General features: G+C 68.3%; 22 protein-coding genes. 11 read left to right on the forward strand and 11 right to left on the reverse strand.

What is annotated here, in order from left to right; genetic code table 11:
• Positions 1 to 11: 11 nt before the first annotated feature.
• Together PQ455_RS10645 and PQ455_RS10650 are read right to left on the reverse strand one after the other, a co-directional pair.
• On the reverse strand, positions 12 to 794 hold the full coding sequence (locus PQ455_RS10645) for a helix-turn-helix domain-containing protein (protein ID WP_273686056.1): 783 nt from the start codon (positions 792 to 794) through the stop codon (positions 12 to 14).
• 88 nt (positions 795 to 882) lie between these two features.
• Positions 883 to 2,058 carry a DUF3667 domain-containing protein gene (locus PQ455_RS10650; RefSeq protein ID WP_273686057.1) on the reverse strand — a complete coding sequence of 392 codons (1,176 nt, stop codon included), beginning with the start codon at positions 2,056 to 2,058 and terminating at the stop codon, positions 883 to 885.
• Positions 2,059 to 2,097: 39 nt separating this feature from the next.
• Here PQ455_RS10650 and PQ455_RS10655 point away from each other — a divergent pair, with 39 nt between their 5' ends.
• The 9 genes from PQ455_RS10655 (at position 2,098) to PQ455_RS10695 (ending at position 9,023) form a co-directional block, all read left to right on the forward strand.
• Complete coding sequence (locus tag PQ455_RS10655; protein WP_273686058.1) at positions 2,098 to 3,354, forward strand: glutamate-5-semialdehyde dehydrogenase; 1,257 nt, start codon at positions 2,098 to 2,100, stop codon at positions 3,352 to 3,354.
• 42 nt (positions 3,355 to 3,396) lie between these two features.
• The gene (locus PQ455_RS10660) at positions 3,397 to 3,651 is read left to right on the forward strand and encodes a CopG family ribbon-helix-helix protein (protein WP_273686059.1); all 255 of its coding nucleotides are present in this window, start codon (positions 3,397 to 3,399) and stop codon (positions 3,649 to 3,651) included.
• Positions 3,652 to 3,692: 41 nt separating this feature from the next.
• Positions 3,693 to 3,938 carry a type II toxin-antitoxin system RelE/ParE family toxin gene (locus PQ455_RS10665; RefSeq protein WP_420542780.1) on the forward strand — a complete coding sequence of 82 codons (246 nt, stop codon included), beginning with the start codon at positions 3,693 to 3,695 and terminating at the stop codon, positions 3,936 to 3,938.
• Positions 3,935 to 4,594 carry a nicotinate-nucleotide adenylyltransferase gene (locus tag PQ455_RS10670; RefSeq protein WP_273686061.1) on the forward strand — a complete coding sequence of 220 codons (660 nt, stop codon included), beginning with the start codon at positions 3,935 to 3,937 and terminating at the stop codon, positions 4,592 to 4,594. The genes PQ455_RS10665 and PQ455_RS10670 overlap by 4 nt, the downstream gene beginning before the upstream one ends.
• A gap of 20 nt (positions 4,595 to 4,614) precedes the next feature.
• Positions 4,615 to 4,980: a ribosome silencing factor gene (gene rsfS / locus PQ455_RS10675; RefSeq protein ID WP_273691347.1), complete on the forward strand. Its 366-nt coding sequence runs from the start codon at positions 4,615 to 4,617 to the stop codon at positions 4,978 to 4,980.
• A 6-nt stretch (positions 4,981 to 4,986) separates the two neighbouring features.
• Entirely contained in the window at positions 4,987 to 5,409 is a 423-nt protein-coding gene (locus PQ455_RS10680; protein ID WP_273686062.1) for a 23S rRNA (pseudouridine(1915)-N(3))-methyltransferase RlmH, read from the forward strand.
• On the forward strand, positions 5,409 to 6,596 hold the full coding sequence (locus PQ455_RS10685; protein ID WP_273686063.1) for a murein hydrolase activator EnvC family protein: 1,188 nt from the start codon (positions 5,409 to 5,411) through the stop codon (positions 6,594 to 6,596). The genes PQ455_RS10680 and PQ455_RS10685 overlap by 1 nt, the downstream gene beginning before the upstream one ends.
• A 96-nt stretch (positions 6,597 to 6,692) precedes the next feature.
• Complete coding sequence (locus PQ455_RS10690; RefSeq protein WP_273686064.1) at positions 6,693 to 7,253, forward strand: hemerythrin domain-containing protein; 561 nt, start codon at positions 6,693 to 6,695, stop codon at positions 7,251 to 7,253.
• Positions 7,254 to 7,409: 156 nt separating this feature from the next.
• Complete coding sequence (locus PQ455_RS10695) at positions 7,410 to 9,023, forward strand: M20/M25/M40 family metallo-hydrolase (RefSeq protein ID WP_273686065.1); 1,614 nt, start codon at positions 7,410 to 7,412, stop codon at positions 9,021 to 9,023.
• Positions 9,024 to 9,077: 54 nt separating this feature from the next.
• On the opposite strand, the gene PQ455_RS10700 is transcribed toward PQ455_RS10695, so the two are convergent.
• From PQ455_RS10700 to PQ455_RS10710, 3 genes are all read right to left on the reverse strand, one after another.
• Positions 9,078 to 9,788, reverse strand: a complete 711-nt coding sequence (locus tag PQ455_RS10700) for a ribonuclease T2 family protein (protein WP_273686066.1) — start codon at positions 9,786 to 9,788, stop codon at positions 9,078 to 9,080.
• Between the two features lie 37 nt (positions 9,789 to 9,825).
• On the reverse strand, positions 9,826 to 10,668 hold the full coding sequence (nadC, locus tag PQ455_RS10705) for a carboxylating nicotinate-nucleotide diphosphorylase (RefSeq protein WP_273686067.1): 843 nt from the start codon (positions 10,666 to 10,668) through the stop codon (positions 9,826 to 9,828).
• A gap of 424 nt (positions 10,669 to 11,092) precedes the next feature.
• A complete protein-coding gene (locus PQ455_RS10710) occupies positions 11,093 to 11,476 on the reverse strand; it encodes a hypothetical protein (protein ID WP_273686068.1) in 384 nt (127 codons plus the stop codon).
• Positions 11,477 to 11,665: 189 nt separating this feature from the next.
• On the opposite strand from PQ455_RS10710, the gene PQ455_RS10715 reads away from it, so the two are divergent.
• Entirely contained in the window at positions 11,666 to 12,427 is a 762-nt protein-coding gene (locus PQ455_RS10715) for an APH(3')-I family aminoglycoside O-phosphotransferase (protein ID WP_273691349.1), read from the forward strand.
• A gap of 35 nt (positions 12,428 to 12,462) precedes the next feature.
• Positions 12,463 to 13,338 carry a DUF2071 domain-containing protein gene (locus PQ455_RS10720; protein WP_273686069.1) on the forward strand — a complete coding sequence of 292 codons (876 nt, stop codon included), beginning with the start codon at positions 12,463 to 12,465 and terminating at the stop codon, positions 13,336 to 13,338.
• Between the two features lie 78 nt (positions 13,339 to 13,416).
• Here the strand turns inward: PQ455_RS10720 and PQ455_RS10725 are convergent, their stop codons facing one another.
• The 6 genes from PQ455_RS10725 to PQ455_RS10750 form a co-directional block, all read right to left on the reverse strand.
• A complete protein-coding gene (locus tag PQ455_RS10725; RefSeq protein ID WP_273691351.1) occupies positions 13,417 to 13,947 on the reverse strand; it encodes a F0F1 ATP synthase subunit B family protein in 531 nt (176 codons plus the stop codon).
• A 76-nt stretch (positions 13,948 to 14,023) separates the two neighbouring features.
• A complete protein-coding gene (locus PQ455_RS10730; RefSeq protein ID WP_273686070.1) occupies positions 14,024 to 14,518 on the reverse strand; it encodes a F0F1 ATP synthase subunit B family protein in 495 nt (164 codons plus the stop codon).
• A gap of 66 nt (positions 14,519 to 14,584) precedes the next feature.
• Positions 14,585 to 14,812: a F0F1 ATP synthase subunit C gene (locus PQ455_RS10735; RefSeq protein ID WP_273686071.1), complete on the reverse strand. Its 228-nt coding sequence runs from the start codon at positions 14,810 to 14,812 to the stop codon at positions 14,585 to 14,587.
• Between the two features lie 48 nt (positions 14,813 to 14,860).
• On the reverse strand, positions 14,861 to 15,646 hold the full coding sequence (locus PQ455_RS10740; protein WP_273686072.1) for a F0F1 ATP synthase subunit A: 786 nt from the start codon (positions 15,644 to 15,646) through the stop codon (positions 14,861 to 14,863).
• A gap of 41 nt (positions 15,647 to 15,687) precedes the next feature.
• A complete protein-coding gene (locus PQ455_RS10745) occupies positions 15,688 to 16,005 on the reverse strand; it encodes an AtpZ/AtpI family protein (RefSeq protein WP_273686073.1) in 318 nt (105 codons plus the stop codon).
• A 305-nt stretch (positions 16,006 to 16,310) separates the two neighbouring features.
• Positions 16,311 to 16,688, reverse strand: coding sequence for a YdbL family probable chaperone protein (locus tag PQ455_RS10750; protein ID WP_273686074.1), 378 nt, complete (start codon positions 16,686 to 16,688; stop codon positions 16,311 to 16,313).

Consider the following 16,688-nt stretch of genomic DNA (forward strand, 5'->3'; position numbering starts at 1 on the left):
CCGCCCCGGCTTCAGCCGATCGTCACACCCACGACCCGCCAATTGCCATCCTCGCGATCGAGCGCGACGGTTTCCACCGCCTCCGCCTTGTTGGCGAAGCGCGTGCGGAACTTCACCACCTCATAGCCATCGGGCGGCGCGGGAAGATTCTCCTGGCTGACCAACGTGCGGGAGATCACCGCGCCGAGAGGCACGCGTACCTTCTGCGAGACCGTCGCCCAGACCTGCGCCGTATTCAGCTTGCGGAACGCCGCGCCGCTCGCGGCATAGCTGTCGTCCCACCGGCCCTCGTCCACAAGCACCAGCCATTGCCGGGCGGCGGCCACCACCTCCACGTCCTGCGCCGTGCTCGCGGCGGCCGACAGCGAGGAGGGGGAAGAGGCGATCTGCGGCAGAGCAACGAGGGCAAGAAGGCCGAGAGCGAATGTCATGACGGATACTCCGATGATGATCCGGAAGCGGCGATATCGCCGCCCCGCGCCGCCGATCGGCGCGTCGTCCTGATCCATCCGGGGTTCGGCCCCGTCTCCCCCGATTTCCGTGTCCCCAAACGATTGGGGGGTCGGCGGAACCGTGCCGTCCCCTTCCGCCTCGAGCAACAGACGCGCCGCCTCGCGGCTGCTCGACACCGCCATCTTGCGCCGTGCGTCGCGCAACCGCTCGTTGATCGTGTGGACCGAAAGGCCGAGGCTGCGGGCGATCGACTTCGCGTCATGACCGCGCACCATCAGGCGCAGGGTCTGCTTCTCCTTTTCGGTCAGCGCCCCGAAGCCGTCGTTCACCTGCGTGTTCATACCCCTCGGGGGCTAGGCCGGGCGCCCGGCGGCAGCTACCCCAAAAAATTCGTGTCCCTGTACGGGCGGCCTTTTATCGAAGCCCCCCTCAATGCGCCGTCCCCATGTAGAACAGCATCGACACGAACAGGCTGCTCGTGATCGTGGTTATCATCAGCAGCGTGAAGGTCCGCCATGTCGCGCCGAAGCGGCCGAGGCCGTAGCCATATTTCAGCTGCTTATACATGTGGATCGGCGGCAGGATCGAGAAGGCGGTCCACAGCACCCATTTCGCCACACCGATCCAGCTCAGCACCACCAGCACCACCACCAGCAGGCTCATCGCCGCCAGCGAATAGGTCGCGAAGATGGCGTGGTCGTAGAGGCCGACGCCGCGGCGGAACAGGAACATCATCCAGATGAAGGGCAGCGAGATCGGGATCAGCGCCCAGCTATATTTATAGGCGGACGACTTGATCTTGTAGGCGAGCAACTCGGGATTCTCGCTGGCGTGGCGGAGCGACTGATCGAGCCAGGAGATGCCGGTGTTGAGGCCGACCTTCTCCTCGCGTTCGGGCTGGGCGGTGGCCTTGGCGGTGCCGGCCATGCCGCCGATCGTCTCGATCGCCTTGATCGATTTCTTCGTGTCGGCGATCTGCGCGTCGATGCGTGCGCGCTGGGCATCGGTGGTGGCGACGCTGCGCGCCTGTTCCAGCGCGGAGAGTTCGCCGACGGTATTCTCGCGCGCCTTGGCCATGCCCTTGGCGGTTTCGTTGATGAAATTCTTCTCGACCCCGCCCTTGCCGGTGCCCGTCCAGGCGAGGTTGGAGACGACCGCGAACATCAGAAAGACCGAGAACAGGAACAGCGCCATCGGCGAGACGAATTTCACCCGCTCGCCATCGATATAGCGGCGGGTGAGGTGGCCGGGCTTGGTGGCGAGCAGCGGCAGCGTGTGCCAGGTCCGCCCCTCGAAATGGAACACGCCATGGGCGATATCGTGGAGCAGGCCGGTGGCGTCCTTGTGGAGATGACCGGGCTGGCCGCAGGCGTGGCAATGCGCGCCCACCAGCGGCGTGCCGCAATTGAGGCAGGCGCCATGCCCGTCGGAATGATGCTTGTCGTTGGGCAGCGGACCGCCGCCCGCCGCGCCCGCCTTGCCCGAGAAGGTCCGCGCGACGAGGCCGCCCGTCACGATCGTCCCTAGGTCGTCGATACCGTCGCTCATCCGCTCACCCCAGCGATGCCTCCGCGCATCCTGCCCCAGCCGATGGCGCTTCGCCAAGCCTGTTCCGCTGCGGTGCATCATGCTACCGGCGCGACCATGAGCGAGCATCCCACCAAGCTGATCGCGTCGATGGGCGCACGGGCACGCGAAGCGGCGCTGGTGATGGCCGCCGCGCCGACCGCGTCCAAGGCCGCCGCGCTGCGCGCCGCCGCGACACGCATCCGCGCCGCCGAGACCGCGATCCTCTCCGCCAACGCCGAGGACGTCGCCCGCGCGCGCGGCGCCGGGCTGTCGGACGCGATGATCGACCGGCTTATCCTGAACCCCGACCGGCTGGGCGGCATCGCCACCGCGCTGGACGATGTGGCCGGCCTGCCCGATCCGGTCGGCGAGATCATCGACGAGCGCGAGCGGCCGAACGGCCTGGTGCTGCGCCGGGTGCGCGTGCCGCTGGGCGTGATCGGCATTATCTATGAAAGCCGGCCCAACGTGACGGTGGACGCCGGGGCGCTGGCGCTGATGGCGGGCAATGCCGCGATCCTGCGCGGCGGCTCCGAAGCGGTCGAGACCAATCGCGCGCTCCACACCGCGCTGGCCGCCGGGCTGGCCGATGCCGGCCTGCCGACCGACGCGGTGCAACTGGTGCCGACGACCGATCGCGCGGCGGTGGGCGCGATGCTGACCGCCTCCGGCCTGATCGACATCATCGTGCCGCGCGGCGGCAAGGGGCTGGTCGCGCGGGTGCAGGCCGAGGCACGGGTGCCGGTGCTGGCGCATCTCGACGGCATCAACCACCTCTATATCGACGCCGCCGCCGACCCGGAGAAAGCCGCCACGCTTGCGGTGAACGCCAAGATGCGCCGCACCGGCGTGTGCGGCGCGACCGAGACCCTGCTGATCGACCGCGCCTATGCCGATCCCGCGCCCGTGCTGGCAGCGCTGATCGACGCCGGCTGCGCGCTGCGCGGCGACGTGGCCGCGCAGGCGGTCGACGATCGCGTGACGGCGGCGACGGGGGAGGATTGGGATACCGAATATCTCGACGCGATCTGCGCGGTGGCGCTGGTCGATGGCGTCGAGGGGGCGATGGCGCATATCGCCGTCCATGGATCGCACCACACCGACGCGATCGTCACCGAGGACGAGGCGGTCGCCGAACGCTTCCTCGACACGGTCGATTCGGCGATCGTGATGTGGAACGCCTCTACCCAGTTCGCCGACGGCGGCGAGTTCGGGCTGGGCGCGGAGATCGGCATCTCCACCGGCCGCCTCCACGCGCGCGGCCCGGTCGCGCTGGAGGGGCTGACGACCTACAAATGGCAGGTGCGCGGAACGGGCCAGACCCGGCCGTGATCGCCGCTTGTATCGCCTGTATACAAGCGATACATTGATGCCATGAGCAAGACCGCCGTCATCACCGCCCGCCTCGACGAGGAAACAATGGCCTTGGTCGACAAGGTCGCCAAGGCGCAGGGCCGCAGCCGGGCGTGGTTCGCCGCGCACGCCATCCAGCGCGCTGCCGAGAAGGAGGCCGATTTCCTCGCCTTCGTGCAGGAGGGGATCGACGCGGCCGATCGCGGCGACGTGATCCCGCATGAGGATATCGTCGCGAGGGTCCGGGCGCGTCGGGCGGCGAAGTCCGCGCATTGATGCGGATCGTCTGGACGGGTCCGGCCGAAGCGGACCTTGGCGTGACCGATGATTATTGGGCGCAATATTCCGAAGAATCTGCCGATGCCATGTTGCTCCGCATCCACAGTGCCGCCGCGTTCCTCACGGGAATGCCCCACGCCGGGCAGCGGCTGGAGGATACCGCCGCGCGCAAGTGGACGGTGCGCGGCACCAACTACGTCCTGCTCTATCGCGTGATCGGGGAGCGGCTGGATATCCTCCGCGTCCACCACGCCGCCGAGGACTGGCGCACATTCCCCGAATGACCCCTACCGGCCTGCTCGGCGGCTCCTTCAACCCGGCGCATGGCGGGCATCGATCGATCAGCCTGTTCGCGATCCGCGCGCTGGGGCTGGGGGAGATGTGGTGGCTCGTCTCGCCCGGCAATCCGCTGAAGCCGAAAGCCGGCATGGCGCCCCTGCCCGCCCGCCTCGCCTCGACCCATCGCATGGCCCGCAACGCCCCGATCCGGCCGACCGCGATCGAGCAGCACCTCGGCACGCGCTACACCGTCGATACGATCCGGCGGCTGATCCGCCGTTATCCGAACCGCCGCTTCGTGTGGATCATGGGCGCGGACAATCTGGCGCAGTTTCACGAATGGCGGAAATGGCGGGAAATCGCCCGCCTCGTGCCGATTGCGGTAATCGCCCGACCGGAGTATGATCGGGCAGCCCATGCCGCGAAGGCGATGGGCTGGCTGCGGTCCGCCGTCCGGCCGCGAGCCCAGGCGAGGAACTGGACGAGTTGGAGACCGCCGGCGATCGTGCTGCTGCGCTTCCGCCCCGACCCACGCTCCGCCACCGCCCTGCGCGCGCGCGATCCGGACTGGCATCTGTCTGTCGAAACAAGGGGCCTGCGCGATCGCGTGACGCGCCGGCCCATCCATGAGGAGGTTACTTGCCCACCCCTACCCCGTTAGCCGCCGTCTCCGACCGCGGCATCCCCGGCGCCGATTCCGTCGAGACCCTGCACCGGCTGGTGCTCTCGTCCCTGGATGACGACCAGGCGGTCGAGACCGTCTCGATCCCGCTCGCGGGCAAATCGAGCTTCGCCGACCATATGGTGATCGCCTCCGGCCGATCGACCCGCCAGGTCGCCTCGATGGCGATGAAGCTGGTCGAGCGGATCAAGGCCGAGACCGGCCGCAGCTCGCGCATCGAGGGTCTGCCCAGCGCGGACTGGGTGCTGATCGACGCCGGCGACATCATCATCCACCTGTTCCGGCCCGAGGTCCGCAGCTTCTACAATCTGGAGCGGATGTGGGGCTTCGGCGATTCGCCCAGCCCCGCCGTCGGCACCGCCTGACGCTCCTTGCTGCTCCACATCGTGGCGCGGGGTAAGATCGGTCGCGGGCCGGAGGCGGAGCTTGTCGATCGCTACCTCAAGCGCATTTCCTGGCCGGTGAAATCCACCGAGCTGCCCGATACGGGCGGCCGGATGCCGCCGATCGAGCCCGGCACGGTCCGCATCCTGCTCGACGAGAAGGGCAGGCAACTCCCCTCGATGGCCTTCGCCGAGATGCTCGGCCGCTGGCGCGATGACGGCCGCCGCGAGGCCCGCTTCCTGATCGGCGCGGCCGACGGGCACGACGACGAACAGCGCGCCGACGCCGATCTGCTGCTGGCCTTCGGCGCGGCGACCTGGCCGCACCTGATGGCGCGCGCCATGCTGGCCGAACAGCTCTGGCGCGCGACCAGCATCCTCGCCAACCATCCCTATCACCGCGAAGGCTGATGCGGCGGATTGGGATCATCGCCGCTTTGGGCGCGATGCTGGTCGTCGGCGGCGCGGCGCAGGCGGCCAACGAGCGGGCGGCGCTGGCCTCGGCCAATCGCGCCGCCGCCTCGGCCGGCAATCGCGCGCGGCTGCTCGCCGCCGCCGCAGCTAAGGCGACCAACGACGCCGATCGCATCCGCGCCAACGCCGCCGCCATCGCCGCCAGCGTGCAGGCGGGCGAGGCGCGGATCGCGCTGGCCGAGACGCGGCTGCGCCTGATCGAGCGCGAGCGCCACCGCCAGCGCGACGAACTCGCCCGACGACAGGCGCCGCTGACCCGCGTTCTGGGCGCGCTGGAGACGATGGCGCGGCGCCCGGCGGCGATGACCCTGGTGGAGCCCGGCTCGCTGCGCGACGTCGTCCACGTCCGCGCGCTGATCGGCGCCGCCACGCCCGAGATCGAGCGCCGCACCGCCGACTTGCGCGCCGCGCTGACCGAGAACGAACGCCTCCGCGCGGCGGCCGAATCGGGCATCCTCTCGCTGCGGCAGGAGCGCGCCGCGCTGGGCGCCCGCCGGGTCGAGCTGGCCCGCGCCGAGGCGCAGATCCGCGCCCGATCCGCCAGCCTCGCCGATTCCGCCATGCTGGAACAGGAGCGCGCGCAGGGTCTGGCCGAAAAGGCGCGCGACCTGACCGCGCTGGTCGATCAGATGAACGATCAGGCGTCGGTGCGCGAACGCCTCGCCTCGCTGCCCGGCCCGCTGCTGCGCCCGGCGCTGCCCGGCGCGGTCGCCAGCCCCCCGCCCGCGCCCGAGCCCGTGGCGGGCAATGCCGCCCGCCCGGCCTATCGCATCCCCGCCATCGGCCAGCTCGTCACCGGCCTGGGCGAGACCAATTCGGCCGGCATCCGCACCCGCGGCCTCACCATCGCCACCGCCCCCGGCGCGCAGGTGGTGGCCCCCGCCGGCGGCCGCGTGTCCTTCGCCGGGCCGTTCAAGGGCTATGGCCAGGTCGTCATCATCGATCATGGCGGCGGCTGGAACAGCCTCGTCACCGACCTCGCCGTGGTCGCGGTGCGAGTGGGCGATACGATCGTCCAGGGCAGCCCCCTCGGCCGGATGGGCAACGGCGCCCCCCGCCTGACGGTGGAACTGCGGCGCGGCGGCCAGACGGTGGATATCGCGCGGCTGGTGAGCGTGGGGTGACCTTGCCGGAACAAGGCCGGCCAGCCCGTATCGAGCGCGGGGAACTTGCCGCCCGCACGCGCCGTTCTTGTCGCGACCTAACCTGAGGAATTCGACATGGCCGGCAAATATGAGGCGCGCAACACGCAGGGTGACCATCGCGTGCTGGACGACGACCCCAAGGCGATCGCGCTCCTCAAGGAAGAGCATCGGATCTTCCGCAAGCTGTTCGATCGCGCGGAGAAAGCCGAGGGCGCCGATCTGAAGGCTGTCGCCGACGAACTCTGCCTGCGCCTCACCGTCCACATGACGATCGAGGAGGAAATTCTCTATCCAGCGCTGAAGCCCGTAATCGGCGCCGACGAGGTGGATGAAGGGATCGTCGAACATGCCTCCGGCAAGCGCATCATCGCCGAACTGGAGCAGCTCAAGGGCACGGAGGAACTGTTCAAGTCCAAGGTGCATGTGCTGGGCGAGGAAACGATCCACCATATCGACGAGGAGGATGAAGACCTCTTCGCCGACGCCAAGGAAGCCCATGCCAAGGGCCGGATCGATCTGGACGCCGTGGGCGACGATATGCGCGCCCGGCAGGCCCAACTCTACCGCCAGGTCGAGGAAACCGGCGAAGTCGGCGTCACCTGCGAGACCGACGCGGACGAGATCGCCCACGTCTGAGCATCGGGGCGCGCCTTCCCGATCGGGAGCGAACGTGCCGGCATAGGGTATCCAGTCGAACAGCGGTACGATCCTGCCGCATTCAATGCTGTCCTCCAGCGGCTGGACTGCCTTATGTCAGCGGTACAGCCCGATTCGGAGGAACCCTTTTCCCTCATGCGCCTCAACACCCTGATCGCCGCCCTCGCCTCCACCGCGCTCGTGGCGCCGGCCGTCGCCGCGCCGCTCGATGCGCCGACGATCAACAGGATCGCCGACCAGAGCTTTCAGCACAGCCAGGTGATGCAGACCGCCGCCTATCTGACCGACCGGATCGGCGGACGCATGACCAATTCGCCCGCCATGCGCGAGGCGGAGAAATGGACGCAGGGACAGTTCAAGGGCTGGGGTCTTTCCAACGTCCACCTCGAAGGGTTCGAGTTCGGGCGCGGCTGGTGGATCGAGAATGCCAGCGTGCGGATGGTGAGCCCCCGGCCGATCACCCTGCGCTCGATCCCGATCGCCTGGACGCCGGCGACGACGGGCACGCTCTCGGCGCCGATCATCGTGGCGCCGATGGCCAAGGAGCGCGACTTCGCCGAGTGGCGCGGCAAGCTGGCCGGCAAGATCGTGCTGGTGACCTATCCGGCGCCCGCCAAGGACGACGAGGCCGCCGCGCCGTTCAAGCGACTGACCCGCGACGACATCACCAGGATCAACAAGGTCGAGCAGCCCGATCTCGACCCCGATTTCGACAAGCCGCGCTATGAGCGCACCGTGTGGCCGCGCAAGCTGGACGCCTTCCTGAAGGCCGAGGGCGCGGTGGCGTGGGCGCGCATGTCCTATCGCGACAACGGCCTCGTCCATGGCGAGGGCTATCGCTATCAGGTGGGCGACACCGCCGCGCTGCCCGGCGTGGAGATCGCCGCCGAGGATTATCGCCGTCTCGCCCGCCTCGCCAAGACCGGGCCGGTGACGCTGGAGATCAATTCCAACGTCCATTTCGTCGATACCGACACCAAGGCCTATAACGTGCTGGCCGACCTGCCGGGCAGCGACCCGAAGGCGGGCTATGTGATGGCCGGCGCCCACCTCGACAGCTGGGTGGCGGCCGACGGCGCCACCGACAATGCGGCGGGCAGCGCGATCATCATGGAGGCGGCGCGCATCCTGAAGGCGATCGGCGCGACGCCGAAGCGCACGATCCGCTTCGCTTTGTGGGCCGGCGAGGAGCAGGGTATCCATGGCTCCGACGCTTATGTCCGCCAGCATCTGGCGACCCGGCCACTCAATGCCGACCCGGAGAAAGCGGCGCTGGGGCCGAGCTTCAACAGCCGCACCTATCCGGTGACCAAGCTGCCGGGCTATTCCGATCTGGCCGGCTATTTCAACATCGACAATGGCGGCGGGCGCCTGCGCGGCCTCTACACCGAGGGCAATTTCGCCGCCGTACCGATGCTGAAGGACTGGCTGTCGCCGTTCGAGGGCTTCGACGCGACATCGGTGGTGGCGGCCAAGACCGGCGGCACCGACCACGTCTATATGCAGACGGTGGGCCTGCCCGGCTTCCAGTTCATTCAGGACCCGCTGGATTATGGCAGCCGCACCCACCATTCGAGCGTCGACACCTACGATCATTTGCGCGCGACCGATCTGCGGCAGGCGGCGGTGATCCTGGCGTCGGTGCTGCTGTCGGCCGCGAACAGCGACAAGCCGATCCCGGCGGGCACCACCCCGACCCAGCCGAACGACACCGATCCGTTCCGCTACAAGGATCCGTCGAAGGATTGAGAGACAAGGGGCCGGCTTCGCTCTCGGACCAAGCCGGCCCCTATCGTCCTCCCCTTACTTCCGCCCCCGCCAGATCTTCACCGTCGTCGTCGGGCGCGGCCCGCCGGGGCGGCAGGCGGTGGGCTTGAAGGCGGTATCGAGGCACAGCCACACCTCCTCCAGCCAGCCCTGCCGGTTGATGTTGAGGTGGATCATGTCCGCCCGCATCCCCGGATTGGCGCGCGCGAAGGAGCGCGAGAAGCTCGCCACCGTCTGCGGCCGGCGCGACAGCCAGTCCATGTTGGGGTAGCGCAGCCCCGCGTAGAGCGCGCGCGAACGGCCGAAATAGGCCGCCGGGGTCACGCCCATGCAGGTGGCGTGCTTGGCATATTCATGCTGCACCAGTTGCGCGTCGGGCGTGGCGCACAGCATGTCGCGCACCACCTTTTCGGGCACCAGCGGCGCGGTCTTGCAATATTGCGGCCACAACTTGCCGACGCCGTCCGGCCACAGGCCATGCAGGGTGAAGCCGAAACGCGGCGCCCCGCCCCCGCCGCACTGGAAGGCATCCGCCGCCGATCGCAGCCGGGTGCGGCAATATTGCGGGGACCAGGTGATCGCGAGCGTATAGCTGCCGGTCGGCAGGCGGCGCGCCGGCTCCTGCGCGGTCGGCCCCTCGACCCGATAGGGCGGCACCCGCGCCGGCACGCTGCACTGGCTGGCCTGCGCCAGCGCCGCCCCGGGCGCCGCCAGCAGCGCCAGCGCGAGCCACATCCGCTTCACCATGTCCCTGCCCTCCCGTCGATCCGTGGATATGTGCCGTTCAGCCCGCCTTGAAGTCGAGCCCGATGTCGGCGGCCGGCGCCGACTGGGTCAGCCGCCCGACCGAAATATAGGTCACGCCCGTCTCGGCGATGGCGCGGATCGTTTCCAGCTTCACCCCGCCCGAGGCTTCGGTCGGCACGCGCCCCCCCACCAGGGTCACCGCGCCGCGCAGGGTCGGCGGGTCCATATTGTCGAGCAGCAGATGCGTCGCCCCCGCCGCGATCGCCGGCTCGATCTGATCGATCCGATCCACCTCGACGATGATCGAGGGGATGCCCGCCACCACCGCGCGCCGCACCGCCTCACCGATGTCGCCCGCCACCGCGACATGATTGTCCTTGATCATCGCGGCATCCCACAGGCCCATGCGGTGGTTGGTCGCCCCGCCCATGCGCGTGGCGTATTTCTCCAGCAGGCGCAGGCCGGGGATGGTCTTGCGCGTGTCGAGCAGGGTCGCCCCCGTGCCCCGGATCGCATCGACATAGGTGCGGGCCAGAGTGGCGACGCCCGACAGATGCTGCACGGTGTTGAGCGCCGACCGCTCCGCCGTCAGCAGCGCGCGCGCCTTGCCGCGCAGGCGCAGCAGCTCGGTGCCGGCCGCCACCCGGTCGCCATCCTGCACCAGCCGCTCCAGCCGCACGTCGGGATCGAGCGCGCGGAAGAAGGCTTCGGCGATCGGCAGGCCCGCCACCGTGATCGCGTCGCGGCTGTCCATCACGCCATCGAAGATCGCATCGGCCGGGATCACCGCCGCCGAGGTGATGTCGCCCTTGTCGCCCAGATCTTCGGCCAGGGTCGCGGCGACGAAGGCGGCGACATCGAAACCGGGCAGATCGGGCATCGGGGGACTCTCCTCGGGGGGATCGGACGGAGGTTGGGCTCGCTGCTCCGTTGGCAGAATATCCGCCTGTAGGACAGGCCCGAAACCGGCCGGGCAATCGACTCACCGCATGGTTAATTATTTTTCACGGGAGGGGTGTGGAGTCGTCGTTTCGGCTTCGTCCTGCTCTCAAGGACCGCGCAGGCAGATCGCGGACCCGACCCCCGCCCGGCACTTTTTCCGGCGGGTCAGAGCGAATTTGGGGTGAGGACAATGAAGGGTATCTGCCTGGCTGGCGTCTGCGTTCTGTCGGCTATGTTCTGGGCGGCGGCCGCCGTCGCGGCCGTCGAGACGATGTTCTGAAGAGGGCTTGATCCTGGGCTGGGGGGCGATCCTCCAGCCTGTCGTGGATGAATGCTCGGGGGCGGGCGACAGCGCCCGCTCCTCACACCAGCGTCGGATCGTACCGAACCTGCCGGCGGACGTAGCAGCGGCTCGTCGCGTCGCCGCGCGCGCCGCCCCAGGCGGGCACCATGCACATGCGATCCGGCCCGGCCATACGGAACAGATAGACCGCGCCGCCGCGCGTCTGCGCCTTCACCGTCGTCTGGTGGACGCTGTAGCCGCGCAGGGCGATGCCCTCGCCGGTGCCGATCACCATGCTGTCGCTCGTGAAGGTGAGCTGCTGGCGCGGATCGCCGGGCTGCCAGTCCTGCTCCGGCCCCGCCTCGCGCGCCCAGGCGCCGAGCAGGGGGTTTTCCTTGTCGGCCGCCGCCGCCGGTGCCGCCACCGCCGCGATCAGCCCCATCATGCCCAGCAGCACCCGCATCGCTCATCCCCGTCGCGAAACCGCCGGAACCTAGCCACGCCGCCCCGCCCCGATCAAGCGCGGGATTGCGCGGCTTTGGGGATAAATGCCGGCGCCGCTATACCCCCTCGGGGCGGGAACGGAGAGTGACGGGTGGCAGACGACAGCGAACGTGAAACGCCCTGCGCCGCCCCCGCCCTGCCCGATGCCATGGCCGCGTCGCTCGACTTCTATCTTTGGGCGCGCGACACGATCGGCGAATCGGGTGGGGCCGTCTACCGCCTGCATGGCAAGGCGGGCGCGCCGGATCTGTTCCTGAAACATGGCGCCGCCAGCGTTGCCGGGGATATCACCGACGAGATGGCACGGCTGCTCTGGCTGGCCGATCACCTGCCCGTACCCGAAGTCCGCCACTTCGTCCGCACCGACGACGCGGCATGGCTGCTGATTACCGCGATGCCGGGCCGCACGGCTTTCCAATGCCTGGAGGACGACCCCGGCGCGGCGGACACGATCGTCGATGCGCTGGCGGCCTTCCTGCGCCGCCTCCACGCCATCCCGATCGACACCTGCCCGTTCACCAGCGCGCACCCCCATCGCCTTGCCCGCGCCCGCGCGCGGATCGACGCCGGGCTGATCGACCTCGACGATTTCGACGAGGCCCGCGCCGGCTGGAGCGCCGAACGGGTGTGGGACGCGATGCAGGCCCTGCTGCCGCTCGCCCCCGATCCGGTCGTCACCCATGGCGACTTCTCGCTCGACAATATCCTGATGATCGACGGCGCGGTCGCCGGGCTGATCGATGTCGGCCGGGTCGGCATCGCCGATCGCTATCAGGATCTGGCGATCCTGTGGAACTGCCTGCACGAATTCGGCGGTGGCCTGCCCGAACGTCTCTTCGACCAATATGGCATCGCCGCGCCCGACCAGGCGAAACTTCGCTTCCACCTCATGCTCGACGAACTTTTCTGATTTCACGACTAGCGCAACATAGGCATCGACTGGCCATGACCGAACCTTCGCCTTTTGCAGCAGCATCATCTTTTCGCGCGCCGACCGATGGCTTGATGGGTCGATTGCAAAACCGATTGGCGAACTCCCGACCGATCAAGGCCCTGCTTCGCACCATCATGAAACGCCTGCCGTTCGCAGTTCTGGAAAGCGATGTCCGTGATGTTATCTACGCCAACTGGGTCGTACCGGCAGAAGCCGTCGCCGACCTCGTGCCACCCGGCGTGGAGATCGTACAAGTCGATGGACACACCATTCTGACCATACTCACCTACGCGCATGGTCATTTTGGCCCTGCTCTGGCGGGATCGGGGCGCCGGCTGTTCCCGTCGCCTCGCCAGAGCAACTGGAGACTGTACGTCACAGGCATCGGTGCCGCGTCACCCACGAAGCCGACCGTCCTGTTTCTCGCAAACATATTCGACAGCGCGCTCTATGCGGTCGGCACCCGGCTGTTCAGCGACGTGATGCTCGCTCACCATGCTCACAATTTCCGGCACGGCCGGCAGGGTGATATCTGGACGACCGGTGTCGAGAGTGCGGGCAGCGCACCGGACTGGCTTATCAGGGTTCGCGACACCGAGAGCGCAACAATTCCCCCTGAATTCCGGCCGTTCTTCGCGACCTATGCCGATGCCCTGAACAGTTTATGCCTTCAGGATGCGGCGATTGCCCCGGTCGATGGCATGGCGGCGTTGGCAATCGCCGAAATCGACCTTCCGATCGCTATCGAGAGTTGCGTGCCGATGTTGGTCGAGACGTACCGGCCAGGCTCGCTTCTTGATCGCATCGGTGCCACCAGCGAGCCGTTCTGTTTTAGAGTACCGAAAGTCCGTTTCCGGGCGCTTTCCGAGCATCTCATCACAATCTAGCGTCGTCGACGCTCGCAAACGAAAAAGGCGCCACCGTTCCCGGCAGCGCCCCTGTGTCGTCGATCGGGCCGAACTGCCTCAGTTCAGGCGTGCCGATCCGATGCCCGAGATCGTGCGGTCGATCAGCGCCTTGTCGGCCACCGCGTCGTTGCGTTCCGTGAGGATCGCGGCGGCGGCTTGCGCCGCGATGCGGGCGGCTTCGGCGCGGACTTCGGCGATGGCGCCGCGTTCGGCGGCGCCGATCTTGTCCTCCGCCATGCGGCGGCGGCGTTCGATCAGCGCGGAGGCGTCGCTCTCGGCGCGGGCGACGATCGCCTCGGCTTCGGTGGCGGCGCGGGCGAGGATGTCGTCCGCTTCCTTCGCGGCCTCGGCCGACTTCTTCAGATATTCCGCCTTCAGCGCCTCGGCCTCGGCGCGCAGCTTGGCGGCCTCGTCGAGATCCTTGCGAATGCCGGCGATCTTCTTGTCGAGCGCCTTGCCGATCGCCGCCGGAACCTTCTTCCACAGCATCAGGCCGATCAGCACCAGCATCGCCAAAGCGACCCAGCCGGCACCGTTCAGATAAAGCGCGCTCGGCTCGCTGTGAGGGGCCATGCCGTCGCTGCCCATATGGGTCTTGACCAGCGGCTCCTCGTCGATCGTGTTGGCGAGCGCGGGGGTGTGATGGGACATGGTCGAGCCGCCCTTATTGTGCCGTCGCGGCGCGACGCACCGCCGTGGCGGCCTCGTCGGTCGAGACGGTCAGGCCGGCGAGACGCGCGACCAGATCCTGGGTGATCTCGGCCGCGACGCTTTCCAGGTGCGAGAGCGCATCGGTCCGCGCCGCCGAGAGGCTGGCTTCGGCCGTGGCGGATGCACCCGCCAGCACGGCATCGGCCTGCTTGACGCGGGCCTCCGACGCGGCCTGGGCCCTGGCCTTGGCATCCTGGTTCTGGGCGAGCGAGGTGGCTCGCGCCTCGTTCATCCGCACCCGATAGGCTTCCTCGCCGGCATCGGCTTCGGCCTGGGCGCGCTCGGCGGCGGCCAGATCGTCGGCGATGCGGCGCTCACGGCCCTCGACGGTCGATTCGATCTTCGGAAGCATCGCCTTGCCGATCCCGAAATAGATCAGCGCGAAGACGATCAGCATCCAGAAGACCTGGCCGGCGTAGGTGGACGCAAGCTGTTCTATCTGAGGCATCGGCGGCTCTCGACGGAGTTAGGCAAATTCAAACGGCCGCCGGGCGCGAACGCCCGGCGATCCGGCTCAGGCGACGAACAGCAGGATCATCGCGACGACGAACGCCAGCAGGCCGAGAAGCTCGGCGGCGGCGAAGCCGATGAACAGGCGGCCCTGCTGGCCGTCGGCGGCCGACGGGTTGCGCAGCGCGCCTTCGAGGAACGAGGCGAACACGTTACCCACGCCGAGCGCGGCGAGGCCGAGACCGATCGCGGCGAGACCGGCGCCGAGGAACTTGGCTGCAACAGGATCCATCGTAAAACTCCCTATCTAACTGATTTCAAGCGATTTGACCGCGCGGTCTTAGTGAAGGTTGACCGCGTCGTTCAGGTACAAAGAGGTGAGCAGCGCGAACACATAGGCCTGGATCGCGCAGACCAGCAGCTCGAGCGCCGAGATACCGACCATCAGCACGAAGGTGGGCAGGCCGACCAGCACGCCATAGCCGATGCCGGCGGCGCTGGCGTTGATGACGAAGCCCGCGAGCACCTTCAGCAGGATGTGGCCCGCCGTCATCGCCACGAACAGTCGCAGCGCGAGGCTGAACGGGCGGATCATGAAGGAGAGCAGCTCGATCACGAACATCAGCGGGATCATCACCACCGGCGTGCCGTGCGGCACGAACAGCGAGAAGAAGTGGAAGCCATGTTTGGCGAAGCCCACCACCAGCACGGTGCCGAACGCCAGCACGGCGAGCGTGCCCGTCACGGTAAAATGGCTGGTCGAGGTGAAGGCATGGCCGCCCGGAACCACCCCGATCGGCGCGAGGCCGAGGATGTTCGACAGCAGGATGAACATGAAGAGCGAGAACACGAGCGGCACGAACCGGCGCCCTTCGGGGCCGATATTGGCGTGCATCATGCCGGTGATGAAGCCGGTCACGCTCTCGACGGCGGCCTGCCAGCGGCCGGGCACCAGCTGGCGCTTCATGCCGCCCAGCATGAACACCCACAACCCGACCAGCGTCAGCACCATCCAGAGCGCGCTGTTCGTGAAGGAGAGGTCGTACCCGCCGACCATCAGATGCTGGCCGAACAATGGTTCGACCGTGAACTGATGCATCGGGTCGATCTTGCCGCCGTGCGCCATGCCCCTGTTCAGCCCCGTTTCTTAGTCCAAGCGCCCGAAGTTCACTCCGGGCGCTCCATGGAGATTCGATAGATGTTCCTGATGGCGACGCCGATCCCGAGGAACAGCAACACCAGCAGCGCCCAGGGTGCGGTCCCCATCCAGCGGTCGAACAACCAGCCGAGCAAGGCGCCACCCGCCGGACCCGCGATCATCTCGGCCAGCACGCGATTGCCCTGGGCATAGCCCTTGCCGGAACCGTCGCGTGCCTTGCCGCTTCTGATCGCCTCGGCGGCGCGTGCGTCGCTCAACCGCTTGTCCAGCGAGGAGATTCGCGCGTCTTCGCCGATGGGATCCCGCTCGGAATCTCCTGCCGCCATGTCCGTCTCCTCCAGCCTGCCCCTCATGGGCTGACGCGGGGGGTGCGGCCATGCCGGCGGGCTATCCCGTCCAGGCGCCGACCCTTTAGGAAGCGGTATCCTACAAGTCAACCGCACCGGGATGGGCGTAAAGGATGAGAGCGCGGGAGGCGATCGCGTTCGATCGCCCCGGCGCTTTTCCCGATTTTCAGCGGCAGACTCGTCGCCCTGAAACAGCCGTTGGAAATTACGCCCTGCTGACACCGGTGTCCATGCCGATCTTTGGATCGGCCGCCCGGCCCCCACAGGGGCGATCGCCGATCCGTTTACTTGCAGACGGCCGGCAACGGCACCGGCGCATTGCCCTGGCGCACCGCCCAGTTCGCGCCGGACTTGTAGGCTTCGCCCGGCGCCACGCGCTTGGCAAGCTGGTCGCAGCCACGCGCGGCGGCCACCTCCTGCACGGTCGCGCCCTGCGATCCGGCGATGTCGGTGTAGATCTGGCGGCGCTTGATGTTGATCGCGTCCACCGCCTGCCGCACCGCCGTCGAGGGGGCCGAGGCGAAGCCGAGATAGCCGTCCGCCTGCTCGCCGACGGCGCCGCCCGCGCGCGCCTGCGCCACGACGGCATCCTCGGACTGCGCCACCGCGATGCCCCCCGCCATCAGCAGGAGACCCGCGAAACCGATCACAAACCGCGCCAT

It is taken from the genome of Sphingomonas naphthae (assembly GCF_028607085.1).
Taxonomy (GTDB): domain Bacteria; phylum Pseudomonadota; class Alphaproteobacteria; order Sphingomonadales; family Sphingomonadaceae; genus Sphingomonas_Q; species Sphingomonas_Q naphthae.

Excerpts from the sequence above, each read along its gene's own strand:
- PQ455_RS10740 (WP_273686072.1), bottom strand. The coding sequence starts at position 15,646 with ATGGCGCACGGCGGCAAGATCGACCCGATGCATCAGTTCACGGTCGAA.
- PQ455_RS10655 (WP_273686058.1), top strand. The coding sequence starts at position 2,098 with ATGAGCGAGCATCCCACCAAGCTGATCGCGTCGATGGGCGCACGGGCA.
- PQ455_RS10670 (WP_273686061.1), top strand. The coding sequence starts at position 3,935 with ATGACCCCTACCGGCCTGCTCGGCGGCTCCTTCAACCCGGCGCATGGC.
- PQ455_RS10750 (WP_273686074.1), bottom strand. The coding sequence starts at position 16,688 with ATGGCGCGGTTTGTGATCGGTTTCGCGGGTCTCCTGCTGATGGCGGGG.
- PQ455_RS10735 (WP_273686071.1), bottom strand. The coding sequence starts at position 14,812 with ATGGATCCTGTTGCAGCCAAGTTCCTCGGCGCCGGTCTCGCCGCGATC.
- PQ455_RS10720 (WP_273686069.1), top strand. The coding sequence starts at position 12,463 with ATGACCGAACCTTCGCCTTTTGCAGCAGCATCATCTTTTCGCGCGCCG.
- PQ455_RS10700 (WP_273686066.1), bottom strand. The coding sequence starts at position 9,788 with ATGGTGAAGCGGATGTGGCTCGCGCTGGCGCTGCTGGCGGCGCCCGGG.
- PQ455_RS10715 (WP_273691349.1), top strand. The coding sequence starts at position 11,666 with ATGGCCGCGTCGCTCGACTTCTATCTTTGGGCGCGCGACACGATCGGC.
- nadC (WP_273686067.1), bottom strand. The coding sequence starts at position 10,668 with ATGCCCGATCTGCCCGGTTTCGATGTCGCCGCCTTCGTCGCCGCGACC.
- PQ455_RS10710 (WP_273686068.1), bottom strand. The coding sequence starts at position 11,476 with ATGCGGGTGCTGCTGGGCATGATGGGGCTGATCGCGGCGGTGGCGGCA.
- PQ455_RS10730 (WP_273686070.1), bottom strand. The coding sequence starts at position 14,518 with ATGCCTCAGATAGAACAGCTTGCGTCCACCTACGCCGGCCAGGTCTTC.
- PQ455_RS10660 (WP_273686059.1), top strand. The coding sequence starts at position 3,397 with ATGAGCAAGACCGCCGTCATCACCGCCCGCCTCGACGAGGAAACAATG.
- PQ455_RS10695 (WP_273686065.1), top strand. The coding sequence starts at position 7,410 with ATGCGCCTCAACACCCTGATCGCCGCCCTCGCCTCCACCGCGCTCGTG.
- PQ455_RS10685 (WP_273686063.1), top strand. The coding sequence starts at position 5,409 with ATGCGGCGGATTGGGATCATCGCCGCTTTGGGCGCGATGCTGGTCGTC.
- PQ455_RS10725 (WP_273691351.1), bottom strand. The coding sequence starts at position 13,947 with ATGGGCAGCGACGGCATGGCCCCTCACAGCGAGCCGAGCGCGCTTTAT.
- PQ455_RS10690 (WP_273686064.1), top strand. The coding sequence starts at position 6,693 with ATGGCCGGCAAATATGAGGCGCGCAACACGCAGGGTGACCATCGCGTG.
- PQ455_RS10645 (WP_273686056.1), bottom strand. The coding sequence starts at position 794 with ATGAACACGCAGGTGAACGACGGCTTCGGGGCGCTGACCGAAAAGGAG.
- PQ455_RS10745 (WP_273686073.1), bottom strand. The coding sequence starts at position 16,005 with ATGGCGGCAGGAGATTCCGAGCGGGATCCCATCGGCGAAGACGCGCGA.